14 protein-coding genes are annotated in these 19626 nt (G+C 70.2%); 7 read left to right on the forward strand and 7 right to left on the reverse strand.

Going from position 1 to position 19626, the window contains the following annotated elements; all coding sequences use genetic code 11:
- Positions 1-13: 13 nt before the first annotated feature.
- From OG210_RS25110 to OG210_RS25125, 4 genes are all read right to left on the reverse strand, one after another.
- The gene (locus OG210_RS25110) at positions 14-940 is read right to left on the reverse strand and encodes a sugar ABC transporter permease (protein WP_328325496.1); all 927 of its coding nucleotides are present in this window, start codon (positions 938-940) and stop codon (positions 14-16) included.
- A 12-nt stretch (positions 941-952) separates the two neighbouring features.
- On the reverse strand, positions 953-2245 hold the full coding sequence (locus OG210_RS25115) for an ABC transporter substrate-binding protein (RefSeq protein ID WP_328325495.1): 1293 nt from the start codon (positions 2243-2245) through the stop codon (positions 953-955).
- A gap of 196 nt (positions 2246-2441) precedes the next feature.
- Complete coding sequence (gene helR / locus OG210_RS25120) at positions 2442-4598, reverse strand: RNA polymerase recycling motor ATPase HelR (protein WP_328325494.1); 2157 nt, start codon at positions 4596-4598, stop codon at positions 2442-2444.
- Between the two features lie 419 nt (positions 4599-5017).
- Positions 5018-5551, reverse strand: a complete 534-nt coding sequence (locus tag OG210_RS25125) for a hypothetical protein (protein WP_328325493.1) — start codon at positions 5549-5551, stop codon at positions 5018-5020.
- Between the two features lie 79 nt (positions 5552-5630).
- Between OG210_RS25125 and OG210_RS25130 the strand changes: the two genes are divergently transcribed.
- Positions 5631-7784 carry an NB-ARC domain-containing protein gene (locus OG210_RS25130; protein ID WP_328325492.1) on the forward strand — a complete coding sequence of 718 codons (2154 nt, stop codon included), beginning with the start codon at positions 5631-5633 and terminating at the stop codon, positions 7782-7784.
- 67 nt (positions 7785-7851) lie between these two features.
- Here the strand turns inward: OG210_RS25130 and OG210_RS25135 are convergent, their stop codons facing one another.
- The gene (locus OG210_RS25135) at positions 7852-9453 is read right to left on the reverse strand and encodes a translation initiation factor 2 (RefSeq protein WP_371540477.1); all 1602 of its coding nucleotides are present in this window, start codon (positions 9451-9453) and stop codon (positions 7852-7854) included.
- Between the two features lie 304 nt (positions 9454-9757).
- On the opposite strand from OG210_RS25135, the gene OG210_RS25140 reads away from it, so the two are divergent.
- Both OG210_RS25140 and OG210_RS25145 read left to right on the forward strand, forming a co-directional pair.
- Positions 9758-10501, forward strand: coding sequence for a hypothetical protein (locus tag OG210_RS25140; RefSeq protein ID WP_328325490.1), 744 nt, complete (start codon positions 9758-9760; stop codon positions 10499-10501).
- Between the two features lie 537 nt (positions 10502-11038).
- The gene (locus tag OG210_RS25145; protein ID WP_328325489.1) at positions 11039-11680 is read left to right on the forward strand and encodes a uridine kinase; all 642 of its coding nucleotides are present in this window, start codon (positions 11039-11041) and stop codon (positions 11678-11680) included.
- 122 nt (positions 11681-11802) lie between these two features.
- On the opposite strand, the gene OG210_RS25150 is transcribed toward OG210_RS25145, so the two are convergent.
- The gene (locus OG210_RS25150; RefSeq protein ID WP_328325488.1) at positions 11803-13251 is read right to left on the reverse strand and encodes a WGR domain-containing protein; all 1449 of its coding nucleotides are present in this window, start codon (positions 13249-13251) and stop codon (positions 11803-11805) included.
- Positions 13252-13424: 173 nt separating this feature from the next.
- Between OG210_RS25150 and OG210_RS25155 the strand changes: the two genes are divergently transcribed.
- A complete protein-coding gene (locus tag OG210_RS25155; protein ID WP_328325487.1) occupies positions 13425-13787 on the forward strand; it encodes a cupin domain-containing protein in 363 nt (120 codons plus the stop codon).
- 125 nt (positions 13788-13912) lie between these two features.
- Here OG210_RS25155 and OG210_RS25160 read toward each other — a convergent pair whose 3' ends face one another.
- Positions 13913-14482, reverse strand: coding sequence for a methylated-DNA--[protein]-cysteine S-methyltransferase (locus OG210_RS25160; RefSeq protein ID WP_328325486.1), 570 nt, complete (start codon positions 14480-14482; stop codon positions 13913-13915).
- An 85-nt stretch (positions 14483-14567) separates the two neighbouring features.
- On the opposite strand from OG210_RS25160, the gene uvrB reads away from it, so the two are divergent.
- The 3 genes from uvrB to OG210_RS25175 all read left to right on the forward strand — a co-directional run bounded on the left by uvrB (position 14568) and on the right by OG210_RS25175 (position 19551).
- Positions 14568-16700 carry an excinuclease ABC subunit UvrB gene (gene uvrB / locus OG210_RS25165; protein ID WP_328325485.1) on the forward strand — a complete coding sequence of 711 codons (2133 nt, stop codon included), beginning with the start codon at positions 14568-14570 and terminating at the stop codon, positions 16698-16700.
- A 199-nt stretch (positions 16701-16899) separates the two neighbouring features.
- Positions 16900-17466: a TerD family protein gene (locus OG210_RS25170; RefSeq protein ID WP_266861166.1), complete on the forward strand. Its 567-nt coding sequence runs from the start codon at positions 16900-16902 to the stop codon at positions 17464-17466.
- Positions 17467-17616: 150 nt separating this feature from the next.
- On the forward strand, positions 17617-19551 hold the full coding sequence (locus OG210_RS25175) for a TerD family protein (RefSeq protein ID WP_328325484.1): 1935 nt from the start codon (positions 17617-17619) through the stop codon (positions 19549-19551).
- Positions 19552-19626 lie beyond the last annotated feature (75 nt).

Here is a 19626-nt window from a genome sequence, read left to right on the forward strand (position 1 = left end):
GGTCGGGCTCCGATCAGTAGCTCTGGCGGAAGACGCGGCGGATGGCGAGCAGCCCGGCAAGACCCGCGAGGAAGAGGACCACACCGACGGCCTGGCTGTAGCCGAGGTCGCTCTCCATGAAGGCCTTCTCGTAGACGAGGAAGGACAGCGTGGTCGAGGAGTTGGCGGGTCCGCCCTGGGTCAGCAGCAGCACCTGCTGCGCGGAGCCGAAGAGCGTCCAGAGGAACTGGAGCATCGTGACGACACCGACGTACTCCTTGATGACCGGGAAGTGGATACGCCACATGGCGCGCCAGTGCCCGGCGCCGTCCAGCTGCGCCGCCTCGCCGATCTCCTCGGGCACGCTGTCGAGCCGCGCGGCGAAGAGGACCGCGGTGAACCCGATTCCGGCCCAGACGTCCAGGGCGATCAGGCAGTAGAGGGCCGTGTCGGGGTTGGCGAGCCAGGCGTCGGTCACCGATCCGAGACCCACGGACTTCAGTGCGCCGTTGACCAGGCCGTCCGGGGACAGGGCGGCGTAGAAGACCATGGCCTTGGCCGGGGTGGAGATGAGCCCGGGGACGAACAGCAGATAGCGGATCACCCGGTGGCCGGGCGGCTTCCGGGCGACGTAGTACCCGACCATGTAGGCGCAGACGATCATCACCGGGAGCGCGATGGCCATCTGCAGACCGGTGTTGCGCACGGCCTGCCAGAAGACCGGATCGTCGAAGAGGGCCCGGAAGTTGCCGGCCCCGGCGAACGACGTCGGCTGGAGCATGCCGGGCCAGTGCAGGGCGGCGATCACGAAGATCGCGACCATCGGTCCGACCATGAAGACCAGGTACCAGACGAGGGCGGGCAGCGCGAGGACCGTGGTGCGCGGACCGCGCCGTTCGCGCTGTACGGCGGGTGGGACGGCCTGCCGGGAGGCGGGCCTGACGGACGAGGTCATCGTCATGGGGTTGCCTCCTCAGGCGTTGCGGTACGCGCCCTGGAGCGCGGAGAGGATACGGCGGGAGCTGACGCCCGGGGTGAAGGCGGTGCTGGTGGCCTGGATCATCGGCTGGACGGCCGACGGCGGTACGTAGAGGTCGGGCAGCACAACCTGGCTGACGGTGCTGCCGAGTTGCTGCGCCTTGGCGACCAGCGGGAACCGGTCGCTGAGGGTGTCCGTCCGTACCGCCATGTCCCGGCCGCCCTCCGAGACGAACCGGCTGACGACCTCCGGCCGGTACATGAAGCGGACGAACTTCTCGACGGTCCCGATCTTCCTGGTGCCGTTGGGGCTGACCCAGAAGCCGTTGACGGTGAAGGTCCGCAGGATGGTCGGCTTGTCGTGCACAGCGCCGGGCGGCAGCGGCCAGCCGCCGACGTCCGTATGGCTGGCAACGTTGTCAGGAACGCGGGCGAGCGCGGAGGACATCGCCGACTGCATGGCGGCGGCGCCGGTGTTGAACTGCGTGGTCATCGAGTCGGTGGTGAGCCCCTGGGCCTTGTCGGTGAAGACACCGGCGTCCCGCAGCTCGGCGAAGTACTCGATGCCTTCCCGCGCCCCCTTGATCCCGCTGAAGTCACCGGTGGCATAGAGCTTCTTGGCCTGGTCGGCGGTGAGGAAGGACTGGATGATCTGGGCGAGGAGCTTCTGCCCGGTCCAGTCGTTGCCGCCGATGGTGACCGGGGCGGTGCCCTTCGCGCGGAGCTTCCTGGCCGCGGCGATCAGGGCGTCCCCGGTGAGCGGAATGTCCTCGACGCCGGCTGCGCGCAGCAGACCGCGGTTGAAGGCGACGGGCCAGTTGCTCGCGATGTACGGGAGGGCGCGCAGCCTGCCCTTCTCGTCGGTCCACTCGGCGAGCGCGGCGGGCAGGATGCGCTTGCGCAGGTCCCAGTCGTCGAGATAGCCGTTGACGGTCACCGTGGCGCCGAGTTCGGTCCAGGAGACGGTCTTGTCATAGAGGTTGACCATGACGACGTCGGCCTCTTTGTGCGCCAGCCGCGAGGTCTCGTACACCTGCCCCAGTTCGTCCCCGTTGATCAGGCTCTTGACCTTGAGCCCCGGGTTCTCCTTGCGGAACATGTCGAGAACGGCCCGGTAGGTCGCGGAGCCGGGCGCGGTGCCGCCCAGCGAACTGTGGACGACCAGGGTGTCGGGGTCGGATTCGTCCCCTCCGAGCATCCCGCACCCGGAAAGACCGGGCACGGCGACACCGGCGGCGACGGCCGCACCCGCCGAGATGAACCCACGGCGATTCAGCATGGAACGCACGGCTTGCGGCCTCCTACGGGGGAGCAGGGGAGTGGGGGTACCCGTAGGTGGTTAATCGATACACCCGCGAGGTGGGAGCACCGTACGAGGCGGCGGGAGCGGGGTCAACCCCCCGTTGCACATGGTGAATTCGGGGGGGGGTGGGGACGGGCGGAATCGGGTGTTCCCCCGGCCGGCACAAGGGGCCGGGCCGGGGTCAGGGGCTGGTGAGGACGACCAGTTGCCGGGTCGCCCGGGTCATCGCCACATAGCGGTCGACCGCTCCCTCGATGCCGTCGCCGAACGTCTCCGGGTCGATCAGGACGACCAGGTCGAATTCGAGCCCCTTCGACAGCTCAGGGGTCAGCCACCGCACGCGGGACGTCGCCCGGAACGCGGGTCCGCCGATGACGCAGGCGATCCCTTCGGCATGTGCGGCGAGCCAGGTATCGAGGACCGCGCTCAGATCCGCGGCGGATCCGTGTACGACGGGGGCCCCGGTGCTGCGGATGGAGGCCGGCACGTTGGCGTCCGGGAGCGCGGCCCTGATGACCGGCTCGGCTTCCGCCATGATTTCCTCCGGCGTCCGGTAGTTGACGCTCAGGGAGGCGAGGGTGATCCGGTCGAACCCGACCCGCTCCAGCCGTTCCTGCCACGGCTCCGTGAATCCGTGCCTGGCCTGCGCGCGGTCACCGACGACGGTGAAGCTCCGGGACGGGCACCGGAGCAGCAGCATCTGCCACTCCGCGTCCGTCAGCTCCTGCGCCTCGTCCACGACGATGTGCGCGAACGGGCCGGCGAGCAGGTCCGGTTCGGTGCCGGGCCGTGCGCTCTCGTCGACCAGGCTGTCCTTGATGTCCTGTCCGCGCAGCATCGTCAGCACACCCTCACCGTCGTCGTCCGCCTCCAGCAGGGTGTCGACTACCATGGCCATCTGTTCGCGTTCGGCGGCGAGAGCGGCGTGGTGCCGGCGCTTGCGCCGTGACGCCTCCGGGTCGCCGAGCCGCTGCCGTGCCGCGTCCAGGAGCGGCAGGTCGGACACCGTCCAGGCCTGGGCCTCGGCGCGCTGCAGCCGCCGAACGTCGTCGGGCCCGAGCCAGGGGGCGCACATCCGCAGGTAGGCGGGTACCGACCACAGGTCTCCGACCAGGTCGGCCGCTTCCAGCAGCGGCCATGCGCGGTCGAAGGCCGCCAGCAGTTCCCGGTCCTGCAGCAGCGACTTGCGGAGCAGGCCGGCCGGGACACCGGCGTCGTGCTGGTCCACCTTGTCCATCAGGATCGTGAGCAGTTCCTCCCGGACCTGGTCGCGCGCCTCGTTGTGCGGAGTACCGGGTTCTGCCGCTTCGAACGCCGCGGCCCAGTCGTCGGCGCTCAGCCAGACGTCGGACCAGTGGGTTGTGACCGTCATGCCCTCGGCGGGCGGCTCCTCGTAGAACCTGACGGCCGTCTCGACTGCCCTCACCAGGTCGGCGGACGACTTCAGGAGGGCCACGCCCGGATCGGTCTCGGTCACTGCCGCGGCTCCCTCCGTGACGAGGTCCCGCAGAGTGCAGGTCTGCACGCCCTCCTCTCCGAGGCTGGGGAGGACGTCGGCGACGTACCCCAGGTACGGCTGGTGCGGACCGACGAACAGCACGCCGCCCCGGTGGTGACCGAGGTGGGGGTCGGAGTAGAGGAGGTAGGCGGAGCGGTGCAGAGCGACGACGGTCTTTCCGGTGCCCGGACCGCCGTCGACGACGAGGGCGCCGCGGGATCCCGCGCGGATGATGGCGTCCTGGTCGGCCTGGATGGTGCTGAGCACGTCCCGCATCCGTGGCGACCGGTTGGCGCCCAGACCGGCGATGAAGGCGGACTGGTCGTCGAGCGCGGCATGCCCGGCGAACCCGTCCGAGGCGAACACCTCGTCCCAGTAGTCGCTGATCAGGCCATCCGTCCAGCGATATCTGCGGCGGCTCGCCAGGCCCATCGGGTTGGCGTGGGTGGCTCCGAAGAACGGCTCGGCGGCCGGGGAGCGCCAGTCGAGCAGCAGGCGGCGGCCCGCACTGTCCTTGAGGCCGAGGCGTCCGACGTACACGGGCTCGGGGCTGTCCGCGCCGACCATGTGACCCAGGCAGAGGTCCAGGCCGAAACGGCGCAGCGTACGCAGGCGTGCGGTCAGCCGGTGGATCTCCATGTCCCGGTCCATCGCCTGCCGGCCGATGCCGCCGGGCGCCCTGCGCTCGGCGTCGAGGCGGGCGGAGAGCTCGGCGATCGACTGGTCGAGGCATTCCGCGATGGCCGCGAAGTGCCGCTCGTCGCCGCCGATCAGCGCGGGGTCGGCCTTGGGGGAAAGGCGGTCGGGAAGGTCGAACGCTCTGGTGGCCAGAGGGTTCACGTCATTGGTTCCGATCTGAGGTCTCCTTTGTGGTTCCAGCCGACACCCGCACTCCGCGCCGGTGGGCACGCGACCGCGCCGCGGGCCCCCACCAGGGCTCCACCAGAGGCCCGACGGCCCCGGGCGACCCGTACGCCGACAACAGCGCACGCATATTTCGGGACTCGCGTTTCCGTGGATTCCGGCGTCGGCCGATGATTCTGCGGTACGACCGGGGCCTTGCCGCAAGCCCCCCAGTGCGCTATAAGTTAAGAGTGGCAAGGAGCGCGTATTCTCCTTGCCTTTTGTTTTGCCCTTTGTTTTGCCTTTTGTTGTCCTCACGGGACGGCATAAGACCGCGGACGGACCACCGCGGACGGACCGCTGCGGACAGTCAGCTCTGGACGCTCAACCTCCCGAGCGGGGCCCGGCCCCCGGTGTCACAACGACTTCGACCAGTTGGCCAGGCAGGTGAAGTCCCGCTCCCGCAAGCCGTGTCGGGGTGCGATCCGCAGGAGGAGCGACGGCGCGTCATGGTGGGTCGTGACATGAGCCGTGTCCAGGTCCGTGATCATGTCGTCCACCCAGGCGAAGGGGCGGCCCGCCGCCCACTCCAGGAGCGGGCGGGTCTTCCAGTAGAGGCCGTCGGGGTCCTTGGCGAAGAGCTCGGGCCATTCGATGACCGGAAGGGCGCGCGGCAGGCCGATGGCCGGGGCGATCATCTCGTTCGCCTGGTGCATCCAGGTGGTCGCCCACACGAGTTCGAAGGGGAGGGCGGTGAGGCGGGCGCCGTGCCCCGGATGGAGCCGGACGCACAGGCCGCGGCGGTGGGCCCGGGAGCCCGGTGTCTGGCGCGCGAGCCAGTTCGCGGGGTGGAAGCGGTGGGCCGTGTAACCGCGCAGGCGGGCGAGCCGGGCGGCGTACGGGTTGAGGGGGCCATCCACGTCGATGAGGAGCAGCGGGCGATCCGTCATGGCACATTACTTCCCGTGGTGAAGGCCCCCAATGTCGGTGAAGCGCCCCAATGTCAGTGGCTCTGCATAGAGTTGACACGTGGTCGATGAGACGCGGAACAGCGTGAGCGGGCAGGCCAGAGTGGGGACGGTCGTCCAGGCCGGAAGCGTGGGGGAGGTCCACTTTCACGAGAGTGCCGATACAGGTCCTGAGATCATCGCGTTCCAGCTGCCGCCCGGCGCGGCGCACTTCGTCGACCGGGACGCCGAACAGGCCTCTGTGGCCAGGGCGGTTCAAGAACGCAGAGGAGCCGGCAGAGGCGCTGCGGAGCGTCCGCTCGTCGTAGCGGTCCACGGACTGCGCGGAGTTGGCAAGACGGCGCTGGGGGTGCGGCTCGCGCGGGGGCTGGCCGAGGAATTTCCTGATGCCCTGCGCTTCGTCGACCTCGACGACCACCGCCGGGACGGTGGCGTCGAGACGGCCGAGGTCCTGGGGGAGCTGCTCCGCTCGCTCGGAGTGCGGCCGGACTGGGTGGAGCCGGCGTACGCCGGGCGCCGTCGGCAGTACTGGGCCCGCACCCAGGGCAGACGCCTGGTCGTGGTGGTCGACAACGTCCGGTTCGGTGTTGAGCTGGAGCAGCTGATGCCCGCGTCGGCGGACTCCGTCGTGATCGCCATCGGCCAGAGCCGGCTGGACGACCTGAAGGGCGGCGCCGACCTGGAGATCCCGCTGGGCCCGCTCGGCGACGAGCACGCCGCGCAGCTGCTGCGCGCCATCGCCGACGATCCACGCTTCTCCACCGAACCCGCGGCGGCCGAGGCCCTGGCCCGGGCATGCGGCGGACTGCCCGCCGCGCTGGAGGTCGCGGGAGAGTGGCTGCGCAAGCACCGCAGGAGGACTCTGCTGCGGCTGGTCGCTCAGCTGACCGACGAGCTGACGGAGAGGGGCCTCCCCATGGTCGAAGCCGTCTGGGACGCGGCATACGGAGACCTCGGGCCGGATGCCGCCCGGCTGTACCGGCTGCTCGCGGTGCACCCCGGCCCGTATCTCGTACCGGAGGCTGTCACCGCACTGTTCGGCGAAGGCGCGGATGCCGCTGAGGACGCCCTGGAGGAGCTGGAGCGGGCCAGTCTGCTGCTGCCGGGGCGGGGCGGCCGTCCGGCGATGCACGATCTGCTCCGGGCCCATGCGGTGCGCTGTGCCCGGCGGGACGGCGGCGAATCCGAGGCCGCTGAGGCGCGCGGGCGGGTGATCCGCTGGTATCTGCGCCAGGCCCAGCGGGCGGACGCGCTGGCTGCCGGGCCGCGCATGAAGTTCGCCGACGCGACGCCCGCTGTCGAGGGGGCACCGGATGTGGAGTTCGGGTCGGACAAGCAGCATGCCCTGCGGTGGCTGGAGAGCGAGCACCTCGCACTGTACGGATGTGTCCGCGCGGCCTACGGGTACGGGATGGACACCGAGGCCTGGGCACTCTGCGAACCGTTGTGGACGCACTTTCTCGACCACGCGCACTACGGCGAGGTGACCGAGGCCTTCCGCACGGGCCGGGACGCCGCTCAGAGAGCGGGGCACATCGCCGCCCTGGTGCGGATGCGCTGCCAACTGGCCCGCCCGCTGTGGGAACAGGAGCGGTACGAGGAGGCGGAGACCGAGGTGGGGCTCGCGGTGGGCGGCGCCCGGCTGCTCGGTGGAGCCCCGGCGCACGACGAGCTGAAACTGTGGGCGTCCGCGCTGGAGTTCCGTGGCCGGGTCCGTTCCGAACAGGGGGACTGGGCGAGCGCCGTACCGGACTTCGAGGAGTCCCGGCAGATCCACACCCGGATCAACAACGCGTACGGGGTGCTGCTCCAGACCCACCTGCTGGGCCAGGCCGCCGCGGCCCTGGGTGAACAGGACCGGGCGGCAACGCTGTTGGCCCATGCCCACGAGATGGCCCGGGAGCAGCAGCGCGAACGGATGACCGCCAGGACCGGCTTCGAGCTGGGCCGGGTGCTGCACGGGCTCGCCCGCCGGGCGGAGGCCGCCGCGCTGTACACCGCCGCCCTGGACGCGGCCCGGGAGCGTGGCTCCGGGCGGGACGAGGTACGGATCCTGGAGGCGCTCGCCTCGCTGGCGGCGGACTGCGGTGACGAGGCGGTGTCCTCGGCGCACCGGGCGTCGGCCCGGGCGATCCGCGAACGGGAGGGCGGCCTTCCGGAGGGCGGCCTTCCGGAGGGCGGCCTTCCGGAGGGTGGTGCGGGCGGACCGTCCTGAGGGGGCTGCCCCTGCCCTGCCCAGGTGTGGCAGGGCAGGCCCTCCAGGACGGCCCGCTACGCCGGGGCTACAGCTCGAACGCCGCCTCGTCGTCGCCGGCGGGAGCCAGCTGCGTGCGGTACGTCCGGCCCGCCACCTCGCAGTGCAGGGTGACCGGAGTGCCGGGGTACGGATGTTCGGTGAGCCAGGCGTGCACACCGGAGAGAACCGCGGCCGGATCGGTCCGTACGACCGTTCCTCCGTCGGCGGATCCCTCGATGCGGACGGTGAGCAGCGGAGTCTGAGCCCTGCGGAGCAGCCAGCGGGAGTCGGAGAGTTCGACTGCTGCGGTACGGCGCCCCGGGTGGTCGGCGAGCGTACGCGCGGTCCAGCCGCCTGCCGTCCAGGTGACCGAGTGCGGCGCGGCCCGGTCCGGCCGGGTACGGCGGCGGAAGAGCAGCGCCGCGCTCTGGGACAGGGGGACGGCGGCGCGTTCCGGCTCGGCCGCGAGGTGATGCGCCGGGAGTTCGGTGGGGGCGGGACGGCGTTCGATACGGATCTCCGTACCGTGGACGTCCGTTTGCACGGCGAAGGCCGTCGGGGCACCCGGGGCAGGAGCGGGCGCCGGAAGGGGGCGAGCGCTGATCCCGGCCGTTGGGGGAGCGATGGCGAGCAGTGCGTAGAGCTCGGTACGCAGCCGGTCCAGTGCCCTGCCCTGTTCGGCGAAGGCCGGTGCGGCCAGGGCGCGGACTGCTTGCGGCGAGTGTGCTGCCAGCGCCGGTTCCAGGTCTGCTGCCGTGTCCAGGACGCCTACCCGGGAGAGGAGTTCGGCCATGGGCGTGCCGGGGATGAGCTCGCTGCCGCCGTCGCACGCCGCTGCCATCGGGATGCCAAGAGCCGCCGCGTACAGCGCCGTCGAGCCGTGGTCGGTGATGACGCCGTCGGCCGCCACGAGAACCGACGCCCACTCCTCGTACGGCCGTGGCAGGAGCAGCCCTGACGCGAGCGCGGGGGAGAGAGCCTGCCGCAGGTCGTACGCGCCTGTCCTGCTGTGCTCGTTCGGATGCACGATCAGTGCCAACTGGTAGGTGTCGCAGTCGAGATGGGCGGCCAGCTCGGCGGGCAGGTCCGGCCGCCGCTCCAGCAGGGACTCCGGTCCCCAGGTCGAGGTGAGGGCGATGAGTCTGCGCCCTCCGGTCCCCAGGGCGGCGCGGTAGGCGTCCCGGCAAGGCAGCGAGGCGAGCATACGGTCCAGTACGGGGTCTCCGACCACGGTCGCGCGGGCGGCGGCGGCCGGGCAGCAGGCTGCGAGCCGTGCGACCTGGCCGGGGTGGGCGAGCCCGTGCAGATCGGCAAGGGGCCGGCCGTCGCGCAGCAGCCAGGCTGGGTCGAGCCCGGAGGCCGAATCGGCGGAGCCTTCCCCGGCGAGCGACTTGTTGAAGCCCGCTCCGTGCGGGAGCAGGGCGAGCGGTCCGGTGAGCAGATCCAGATCGCCCTTGGGACTGGCGGCGACGATCACGTCGTACGGCTGACGCAGGGCCTCCGCCCAGGGGACGATGCGCGCACCCGCTGCCTCTATCGCGGCGAGTGCGTCGACCCCGAAGTCCGAGCCGGGGACCAGGGTGAACCGGCGGCGGCCGATCCGGTTGTCACCGGCGAAGACCGGCGCTATGTCGAGGAGCCGGTGCAGGGCGGTTGCCGAACGCGCCGCGAACAGGACCGACTTCTGAGAGTGGTCTCCCGATCCGTCCGCTGCCCGCTGCCCGCTGCCCGCTGCCCGCTGCCCGCTGCCCGCTGCCCGCTATTGGATTGTTCATCCTAGTCCGCGACGCACTGCCGGGTATGGCGTTTTTGCCATTCTCTGGTGTATGCGATGGCTTGGGCAGAGGCATGTCGGGATCCTACCGGGAGAGTGCCGCCGCCTTTCCTCTCCCCTGAGCTCCGGCAGCAATAATCCCTGGATCCTGGGGAGTTGTCGCTGATACGTTCCATCCGTGGCGAAACTCAATCAGATCATCGCAGTCGAAAAGGGAATCAAGTCAAAGTCCCACCAGGACCTCACCGCGGCCCAGCAGGGGCTGCAGAAGCCGGTCCTGCTGTCGGGAATTTCCCGCACCTACCAGCCGAAGGATGAGGAGGGCGAGCAGTTGCCGCCCGAGTCCACGCGGGTACAGGTGCAGGCCGAGGATGTGCTGCGGGACACCGCCGCCACCCTGACCAGGCTCTTTGATGTCACTGCCACCAAGGACTGGGCGAACTGCTCCGCCCGCGCCGATGTGAAGGTCGACGGACGCGTTCTGCTCACCGCTGTGCCGGTCTCGTATCTGCTTTTCCTGGAGAAACAGCTCACCGATCTCCATTCCTTCGCGCGGAAACTGCCGATTCTCGACGCATCCGAATTCTGGGTTCAGGACCCCTCGACCGACGCCTGGAAGACCGAGCCGGTGCGCACGGTCCGTACGAGGAAAGTGCCCCGCAACCACGTCAAGGCCGAGGCCACCGAAAACCATCCGGCGCAGGTCGAGGTGTATTACGAGGATGTGCCGGTCGGATACTGGACCACAGTGAAGTTCTCCGGTGCACTGCCTGCCCGCAGGGTCAATGAGCTGGTGGGCCGGATCGAGAAGCTGCAGCAGGCGGTGAAGTTCGCACGGGAGGACGCGAACAGCGCCGACGTCACCGACGAGCATGTGGGCGATGCGGTATTCGGCTACCTCTTCGGGGATGGACAGGGGTAGCGTCAAAGACTCCCCGGCCGCCTCAGTGCGGCCGGGGTGCGCGAGGAGCGCAAGCTGAAACTGAAGTTCGTCGTGATGCAGCGGCATGAGCCGCGTTCCATCTCAGACTCTCGCTCCAGACTCAGCATTCGCCGCTCATCGCCGGTCCGACCGGGCGCGGGCTTGGTCGTCGGTTGCCGGTTCGACCCCGGCCCGCCCCTCTCCCTGGGGCGGTAGCTCAATGGCAGAGCGCGACGACGTAACAGCTGACCTGTGCCCTCAAGGGGGCCGGCGTGTGCAGTGGGGCGGCATCATCAGGGCCCGGGGGTTGGACATACCTTCGGGCCCGCTCCATGCCAGCGCGCTGCCCCCTCTCCCTGCTCGTCTTCCTGTACTCCTCTTCCTGCTCCTCTTCCCCCTGCCCTTCGGTCTGGTTCCGATAGTCGATCATGAGCGAGTCCACCCCCGCCCGCACGTCCACCACTCCGCGGCGAACTTCTGCGCGAATTCCAGATCCATCCGGCCGATCGCAGAGGCCGGTTCGGTGATGATGAACGGGTGCGACTCGAAGCGATCTCCTGGGAACGGCTGACCGACGCTCTGGCCCGGAGCGCCGACGAACTGAAGGCCGCGGACGGCGGTCCCTGGCCCAAGATCGCGGTGGACGGTGCACCCGCCGCCCCCACCGAAGAGCTGGCGGCCGCTGTCGCCGAGGGGCTGCGGACCCGCGGCCGGTCCGTCCATGTGGTCAGTACGCAGGGCTTCCTGCGCCCGGCCTCACTGCGGTACGAGTACGGGAAGCGTGACCCCGACGCGTACTACAGCGGTTGGTTCGACACCGGCGCGCTCTGGCGCGAGGTCTTCGGCCCACTGGAGGCGGGCGGCAGCGGACGCGTGCTGCCCGACCTCTGGGACCCGGTGACCGACCGCGCCACACGCAGCCCGTATCAGCGGCTGCCGGACGGCGCGGTGCTCATCGTGCAGGGGCCGTTGCTGTTCGGACACTGGTTTCCCTTCGACTTGAGCGTCCATCTGCGGCTTTCGCCGGGTGCCCTCAGCCGCCGCACCGGTACGGACGAGCAGTGGATGCTGTCCGCCTTCCAGCGTTACGAGGAAGAGGTCGCCCCCGCGGAGACCGCTGACGTTGTCGTACGGGCGGACCACCCCGGCCATCTCGCCTGGAGCGGACCACCGGCCTGATCCGGAAAGCCTCACCGGGTACGGAAATCTCTGAACACGAGGTCCTGGCTACGGAGTCCCTGGCTACGGAGTTCCTGGACATGAAGGTCCCTGGACATGAAGGTCCCTGGACACGCAGGTCCCTAGACCAGGCGCTTTATCTCGCCCCGCACCCGGTAGAAGCCGCCCGACGAGGAGTGCAGGGCGTCCACCACATAGCGCGCACCCGGCTGCCGTATCCCCCGGGGGAACTGCACGTGCCAGGTCGGCTCATAGCCGTCCGACACCACCTGGACCCGCAGCCGGCCCCCGACCTGGACACACTCCACGACGATCCCGGCGCCCGGGGCAGGGAGTGCGCTCACCGTCGCCACGTCCGCCATCGGCGTGTAGGTGGGCAGCGCCGCGGCCTGCTTGACATCCACGGCGACCGGCAGACTTCCGCCCTGCGCCGCGGTGATCGCCGCCTCGCTCGCGTCGATGCAGGCCAGCGAGCCGTCGGTGGTGACGACATAGAGCTTCTCGTCGTGGTACTGCATGGAGAGCGCCGAACCGCCGCCCGTTCCCAGCTTCCACAGCCGGGTGCCGTCCGAGGCGAAGCAGTAGACGGACGAGGCCAGGTCACCCGCGAAGACATACTCACCGTCGGCGGATGTCGCACACGAGTACACGGCCGCGTCGCACTGGTACCGCGCTTCGTTCCGGCCGGTCGCCTTGGAGAGCCGCTCGACCACCTGACGGCCGGTGCCCGCGTACACCGAAGTCTCCTCCTGCCAGCCGAAGAGCACGCCGCCGAAGGTGTCCGTGTGCCACAACTCGCCGCTGCCGTCCGCCGCGTATGCCGTCACGCCGCGCGTGTGCCCGTGGTAGACCGCGTGGTCGTCGGCCCGCACCATCCAGGCGTTGTTGCCCCTGGAACGGCGCGACCACTGGAACTCGTCCTCGTGGTCGATGACCGTGAGACCGCCGTTGCGGTCCGACACGTTCAGCACGCCCTCGTGGATGTCCAGCCAGAAGATGTCCACGTCCTCCGCGATCTCGTAGGCGGCGAACGGCACCTTGGACGACAGGTCGTACACCTTGCCGTCGTCGCAGCCCGCGTAGATCCAGAAGTCGTCGGCGACCAGGCACTTGACCCCGTCGGGCAGCGAGAAGCGGGCCAGCACCTCGCCGTCGTGGCCCAGCGTGTACACATCGCCGCGCTGGTTGCCCACCCAGCAGTGGTCCTCGTCGATATGGATCCCGAACGCCGAGGTGCCGGTACGGAAGCGCCAGAGGACAGGCGCCGTGGCCCGGGCCGTCGAGGGGGCGGACGTCACCTGACGACGGGTCACCGCCCGTGCCGCCCGCTGCCCCTGCACCGCGGGCGCGTACCCCTTCCGGACCTTCTCGCCCACCTTCTTCGCCGCGGCGGCCTGTGCCTTGGCCGCGGTGGGGAAGGCCGAGACCTGGCGCTGGCCGTCCGCGCCGATCCGGCCGTACCGCACGGCCACCGTCGTCCCGCTCACGGTCACTTCGTAGAATTTGTGCGCTCCGGCGCCCTCCTGGGACAGCTCCAGATACGTCGTCTTTCCCGACCCGCCAGCAGCCACAGCACACCCCTCCCCCAAGGACCGGCCCTTCCGGCCGGTCCAACTGACTCCAAGCTAGAGGCCACCACTGACAATCGGCTTCGAGCAGGCCGAGGGCTTCACGGAGACCGGCCGGCACGATCCCGTGGACACCGGATTCTTCCCGCCCGTCCTGGTCGCTAAGGTTGCCCGCCATGACGACAAGTGATCAGACAGCCCCCTCCTTCGCCGTGCACATACCGGATGCCGAGCTGGAGCCCGAACCGCTCGACCCCGCGCAGATCGTGTCCGGAGACCCCGTGGTCACCGGGAAGGTCCTGTGGGAGTCCGCGGACGGCACGCAGCTGCGCGGTATCTGGCAGATCACGCCCGGAGTGGTGACCGACACCGAGGCCAACGAACTGTTCGTGGTCGTCAGCGGGCGGGCGACCGTCGAGGTCGAGGGCGGCGAGACCCTGCGGATCGGCCCCGGCGACGCGTGTGTGGTGCGGGAGGGCGACCGTACGACCTGGACGGTCCACGAGACGCTGCGCAAGGCGTACCACATCAGCCTCTGAGGCCCTGAAGTCTCTGGCCACGGCCCGCCGGCCCGCCGGCCGCCATGGCGCTCAGCGTGCCGGGGCCGCGCGGGCGGCAGACGAGGGTCACTCAGAACAGAGGATCGCTCAGAACGGGGAAACGCTCAGAACAGGGGCTGCGGCAGCACGCCCTCCAGTGCCAGGAGCTGCCGCTTCGTCTCCGTGCCGCCGCCGAATCCGCCCAGACCGCCATCGCTCTCCACCACCCGGTGGCAGGGCACCACGACAGGCAGTGGGTTCGACGCCATCGCGACGCCCACTGCCTGCGCGGCCCCCGGCCGGCCCACCCGGCGGGCGAGATCGCCGTACCCCACGACCGACCCGTACGGCACGCCGTCCGCCAGTTCACGCAGCACCTGGCGGTTGAACCCGGCGGCCAGCGTCCAGTCCAGCGGCAGGGTGAAGGTGCGCAGGTCACCGTCGAAGTAGGCAGCCAGCTGGCGTATCGGCTCGGCCAGCCGCGGCGATTCCGGCGCTTCGACCGGCGCGGCGGCGAACCGTGCGGTGAGCTGCTCCAGCGCCCTGCGGCGCACCGCGGGAACGGCATGGAACACGACGCTCACCAGCCCTTTGCTGCTCACGGCCAGCAGCAGCGGACCGATGCCGCTGCCCACCGTGGTCCACTCGATCTCCACCGCGACCCCGGCCTCGACGGCCTGCGCTCCGTTGTCCACGCCCCCACCGTACGGCGGCCCACCGACAGCGCGGCCGGACGGCGGACGGACCCCGGTTGTCAGTGGGTGGTCGTACGGTGGTTGCATGCGGCCCGTTTCCAAGATCGAACGCACGGTGGCGCCTTTCGAGGTCGTCAGTCCCTACCAGCCCAGCGGTGACCAGCCGACGGCCATCGCTGACCTCGAAAAGCGTATCCGTGCAGGTGAGAAGGATGTCGTCCTGCTCGGTGCGACCGGCACAGGCAAGTCGGCGACCACCGCCTGGATGATCGAGAAGCTTCAGCGCCCCACGCTTGTGATGGCGCCGAACAAGACGCTCGCCGCCCAGCTGGCGAACGAGTTCCGCGAGCTGCTCCCGAACAACGCCGTCGAGTACTTCGTCTCGTACTACGACTACTACCAGCCCGAGGCATACGTACCGCAGTCCGATACGTACATCGAGAAGGACTCCTCGATCAACGAGGAGGTCGAGCGCCTGCGCCACTCCGCGACGAACTCGCTGCTGACCCGCCGCGACGTGGTCGTGGTCGCCTCGGTCTCCTGCATCTACGGCCTTGGCACGCCGCAGGAGTACGTGGACCGGATGGTGTCCCTCAAGGTCGGCGAGGAGCTGGACCGGGACGAGCTGCTGCGCCGGTTCGTCGACATTCAGTACACGCGCAATGACGTGGCGTTCACCCGTGGCACCTTCCGGGTGCGTGGCGACACCATCGAGATCTTCCCGGTGTACGAGGAGCTCGCCGTACGGATCGAGATGTTCGGCGACGAGATCGAGGCGCTCTCGACGCTGCACCCGCTCACCGGCGAGATCATCAGCGAGGACGAGTCCCTCTACATCTTCCCGGCGACCCACTACGTGGCGGGCCCGGAGCGCATGGAGAAGGCGGTCAACGGCATCGAGAAGGAGCTGGAGGAGCGGCTCGCGGAGCTGGACAAGCAGGGCAAGATGCTGGAGTCCCAGCGGCTGCGCATGCGCACCACCTACGACCTGGAGATGCTGCGCCAGATCGGCAGCTGCTCGGGTGTGGAAAACTACTCGATGCACTTCGACGGCCGCGACCCCGGCACGGCGCCCAACACCCTCATCGACTACTTCCCGGAGGACTTCCTCCTCGTCCTGGACGAGTCGCATGTCACGGTTCCGCAGATCGGCGCGATGTACGAGGGCGACGCCTCCCGCAAGCGCACCCTGGTCGACCACGGCTTCCGGCTGCCGTCCGCCCTGGACAACAGGCCGCTGAAGTGGGAGGAGTTCCAGAAGCGCATCGGGCAGACCGTCTACCTCTCCGCCACACCGGGGAAGTACGAACTCTCCCGGGGCGACGGCTTCGTGGAGCAGATCATCCGCCCCACCGGGCTCGTCGACCCCGAGGTCGTCGTCAAGCCCACCGAGGGCCAGATCGACGACCTGGTTCACGAGATCCGTACGCGTACGGAGAAGGACGAGCGGGTCCTGGTCACCACGCTCACCAAGAAGATGGCCGAGGACCTGACCGACTACTTCCTCAACCTGGGCATCCAGGTGCGCTATCTGCACAGTGACGTGGACACGCTGCGGCGTATCGAGCTGCTGCGCGAGCTGCGGGCCGGGGAGTACGACGTGCTGGTCGGCATCAACCTGCTGCGTGAGGGGCTCGACCTCCCCGAGGTGTCGCTGGTCGCCATCCTCGACGCCGACAAGGAAGGCTTCCTCCGGTCGGGCACGTCGCTGATCCAGACGATCGGCCGTGCGGCGCGCAACGTCTCCGGGCAGGTCCATATGTACGCGGACCGGATCACCCCGGCGATGGAGAAGGCCATCGAGGAGACCAACCGCCGTCGCGAGAAGCAGGTCGCTTACAACAAGGAACGCGGGCTCGACCCGCAGCCGCTGCGCAAGAAGATCAACGACATCGTCGCGACGATCGCGCGCGAGGAGGTCGACACCGAGCAACTGCTCGGCACGGGCTACCGCAAGGCGAAGGACGGGAAGCAGCCGCAGGCCCCGGTGCCCGCACTGGGCGGCGCGGCCGCGAAGGGCGGCAAGAGCGCGAAGGGGGCGAGGAAGGTCCCAACCGACCGCCCCGCCGAGGAACTGGCCGGAATCATCGAGGAGATGACCGAGCGGATGCGCGCCGCCGCCGCGGACCTGCAGTTCGAGGTGGCCGCCCGGCTCCGTGACGAAGTCGGTGAGCTGAAGAAGGAGTTGCGCCAGATGAAGGAGGGCGGGCTGGCCTGACCCTGCTGCAGGAGTGGCTGTTGTGAGAGGGCTGCTGCCAGAACGCCTGTCACAAGAACGACTGTTGCAAGAACGACACAAAAGCGCCCCGGCCCTCCTGCGGTGTCCGCGTGACTGCGTAGGGTGCGGGGAAACGTGGGGAAACAGGAAGAAGGGACAGCGCGTGACGGCCAATTTTGCCAAGGGCCCTGGCGTCAATCTGACCAAGGGGCAGGCCATCAGCCTGCAGAAGAACGACGGGGGCACCCTGACGGCGGTGCGGATGGGACTCGGCTGGCAGGCGGCGCCGCGCCGTGGGCTGTTCGGTTCCCGCACCCGGGAGATCGACCTCGACGCATCGGCGGTGCTGTTCGCCGACAAGCAGCCCGTGGACGTGGTGTTCTTCCGCCACCTCGTCAGCGACGACGGCTCGGTGAAGCACACCGGTGACAACCTGGTCGGCGGCGCGGGCCAGGGCGGCGACGACGAGGCGATCCTCGTCGACCTCGCCCGGGTCCCCGTCCACATCGACCAGATCGTCTTCACGGTGAACTCGTTCACAGGTCAGACGTTCCAGGAGGTGCAGAACGCCTTCTGCCGCATCGTCGACGAGACCAACGGTGAAGAGCTCGCCCGCTACACGCTCGACGGCGGCGGCCAGTTCACGGCGCAGATCATGGCGAAGGTGCACCGCTCGGGCGGTGGCTGGCAGATGACGGCCATCGGCAACCCTGCCAACGGCCGCACGTTCCAGGACCTGATGCCGGCGATCCTGCCGCACCTGTAGTCACCACAACCCGGCTGGGCACCACCATCCGGCGCCCCCGACGAGTGCGCGAGCAGTTCCCGGCGGCACAAGGCTGCCGGGAACTGGCTGTTCCGGCCGACGGAACCGCGAACCGACGACCAAGTGCAACGCGACGAGGGGACATGCGCGATGACGGCCGAGCTGGTCAGGGGGCAGAACCACCCCCTGCCCGTGGCCCGACTGGAAATCCGGGTGTCGGCCGGGAAGCCGGTCCTGGCCGGTGCGACGCTCAGCGACGAGCGGGGGCGGGTCCGCGGCGCGGAGTGGGTCGCTCATCCCGGATCCCCGCAGCTGCCCGGCCTCGAAGTGTCCCGGCAGGCGGCGGCGGACCACCGGCTCGCGGTCGACCTGGAGGCACTGCCGGAGGCCGTGCACCGGTTGAGTGTCCTGCTGGCTCTGCCCATCGGCACCGGCGGGCCCAGCTCGTTCGCCTCCGTCGCCGCACCCTTCACCGCTGTCACCGGGCCGGCCGGTGCGGAGGTCGTCAGTTACACCATCACCGGGCTGGCTGCCGAGTCCGCAGTCGTCGCCCTGGAGCTGTACCGCAGACAGGGGGCCTGGAAGGTCCGTGCCGTCGGCCAGGGGTACGCCGGTGGCCTCGCCGACCTGCTCGGTGACCAGGGGCTGCAGGGCGCCCGGGACCTCGCGGACGAGATCCAGGCTGCAGTCGTCGGCGGCGCGGCCCGCTCGGTGGCGCCGGCCCCACCGCGTACCGCACCGGGCGCCCGGGTCCGTCCCGGCCCGGGCGGCGGCGGCCCGCACGACGACGGGGCCGCAGCGCACGTGCCGCCGTCTTCGCGGCCCGTGCCGGACGGCGGACCGAGCGGTTCCGGCGCCGGCGGGCGCCCCGAGGGCGGCCCGGTCGACTACACGCATCCGCGCCGGCAGCGCACCGCGCCTCCGACGCCGTCCCCGGCTGTGCCCGGCCCCCGGCCCGGCGAGCAGCCCCGGCCCGTCGCGGGCGACGCCACCGGCTGGTCCATGGAGGAGCGCCTGTACAACCAGGTCTGGGGCATGTTCGAGGATCTGGCCCGCACGGCAGCCGCGTACCGCAGCGCTGCCGATTTCGCCGACTCGCGTCTGGAACGCGAGATCGACAGTGCGCTCTCCGACCCGCGCAGCCGTACCGGCTCCGCGGGCACCGAAGCCCGGCGGCAGGCGCAGGAGAAACGGGACGGGCTGGTGGCTCAGGCGCGGGAGGTGCTCGACCGGGACCTCGGCCGGCTCATCGCCGAGTCCGAGGTGGTCGAGCCCGCTCTGGCCCCGGCCTTCGCCCGCTGGGACCACCCGGTCTGGCACGGCTACCGCGTTCCGGCGGAGGCCCCGCTGGCACTCCGCGTCGGTGATCTGCACCTTCCGGTCCGTCCCGAGCTGCGCATCCCGATGCTGGTGCGGCTGCCGCTCGAACGTGGCTTCTGGGTCGACAGCGGCCGTCCCGGGTCCGGGGCCGGGCTGGATTCCGCCGCGTTGCGCACCCGCGCCGTGGACACCGCCGTCGCCCATGCCGCCCGCCTGCTCGCCGTCCACCCGGCGGGGGAGTTCACCGTGCAGGTGATCGATCCGGCGGGATCGGGTGCGGGACCGCTGGCTCCGCTGACCGCCTCCGGAGTGCTCGACGCGCCACCGGCGACCGGCGTGCAAGGGGTGGCTGCCGTACTGGCACGGCTGGTGCGGCGGGTGGATCTCGTGCAGATGGCGGTGCGCGGAGGTGCGGCCGACTCCCTCCCGCCGGATCTGGACACGGCCGAACAGCTGCTGATCGTCAACGACTTCCCGCACGGTTTCGACGACCGTGCCCTCACACACCTGCGCTACCTGGCCGACGAGGGGCCCGCCGTCGGTGTCCATCTGCTGATGGTCGCCGACCGGGAGGACGCGCGGGAGTACGGTCCGGTGCTCGACCCGCTGTGGCGTTCGCTTCTGCGCATCACTCCCGTCCCGGACGACCACCTCGCCGACCCCTGGGTCGGCCATGCCTGGACGTACGAGCCGTCGCTGCCGCCACCGGGCAGCGACGTGCTGCGGAATGTGCTGGCTCAGGTCGCCGCAGCCCGCCGGGCCTGACCCTGCCCGTTTCCGTAGCCCTCCCAGCTCTTCCGGACCGCCGACGTCTCCGTACGTCGCTGCGCCCTTGACCTG

Source organism: Streptomyces sp. NBC_00466, assembly GCF_041433995.1.
GTDB lineage: Bacteria > Actinomycetota > Actinomycetes > Streptomycetales > Streptomycetaceae > Streptomyces.

Bases quoted from the DNA above. Each gene is read 5' to 3' on its own strand.
- uvrB (WP_328325485.1), top strand. From the start codon at position 14,568: ATGCGGCCCGTTTCCAAGATCGAACGCACGGTGGCGCCTTTCGAGGTC.
- OG210_RS25125 (WP_328325493.1), bottom strand. From the start codon at position 5,551: ATGACGGATCGCCCGCTGCTCCTCATCGACGTGGATGGCCCCCTCAAC.
- OG210_RS25110 (WP_328325496.1), bottom strand. From the start codon at position 940: ATGACGATGACCTCGTCCGTCAGGCCCGCCTCCCGGCAGGCCGTCCCA.
- OG210_RS25175 (WP_328325484.1), top strand. From the start codon at position 17,617: ATGACGGCCGAGCTGGTCAGGGGGCAGAACCACCCCCTGCCCGTGGCC.
- OG210_RS25155 (WP_328325487.1), top strand. From the start codon at position 13,425: ATGACGACAAGTGATCAGACAGCCCCCTCCTTCGCCGTGCACATACCG.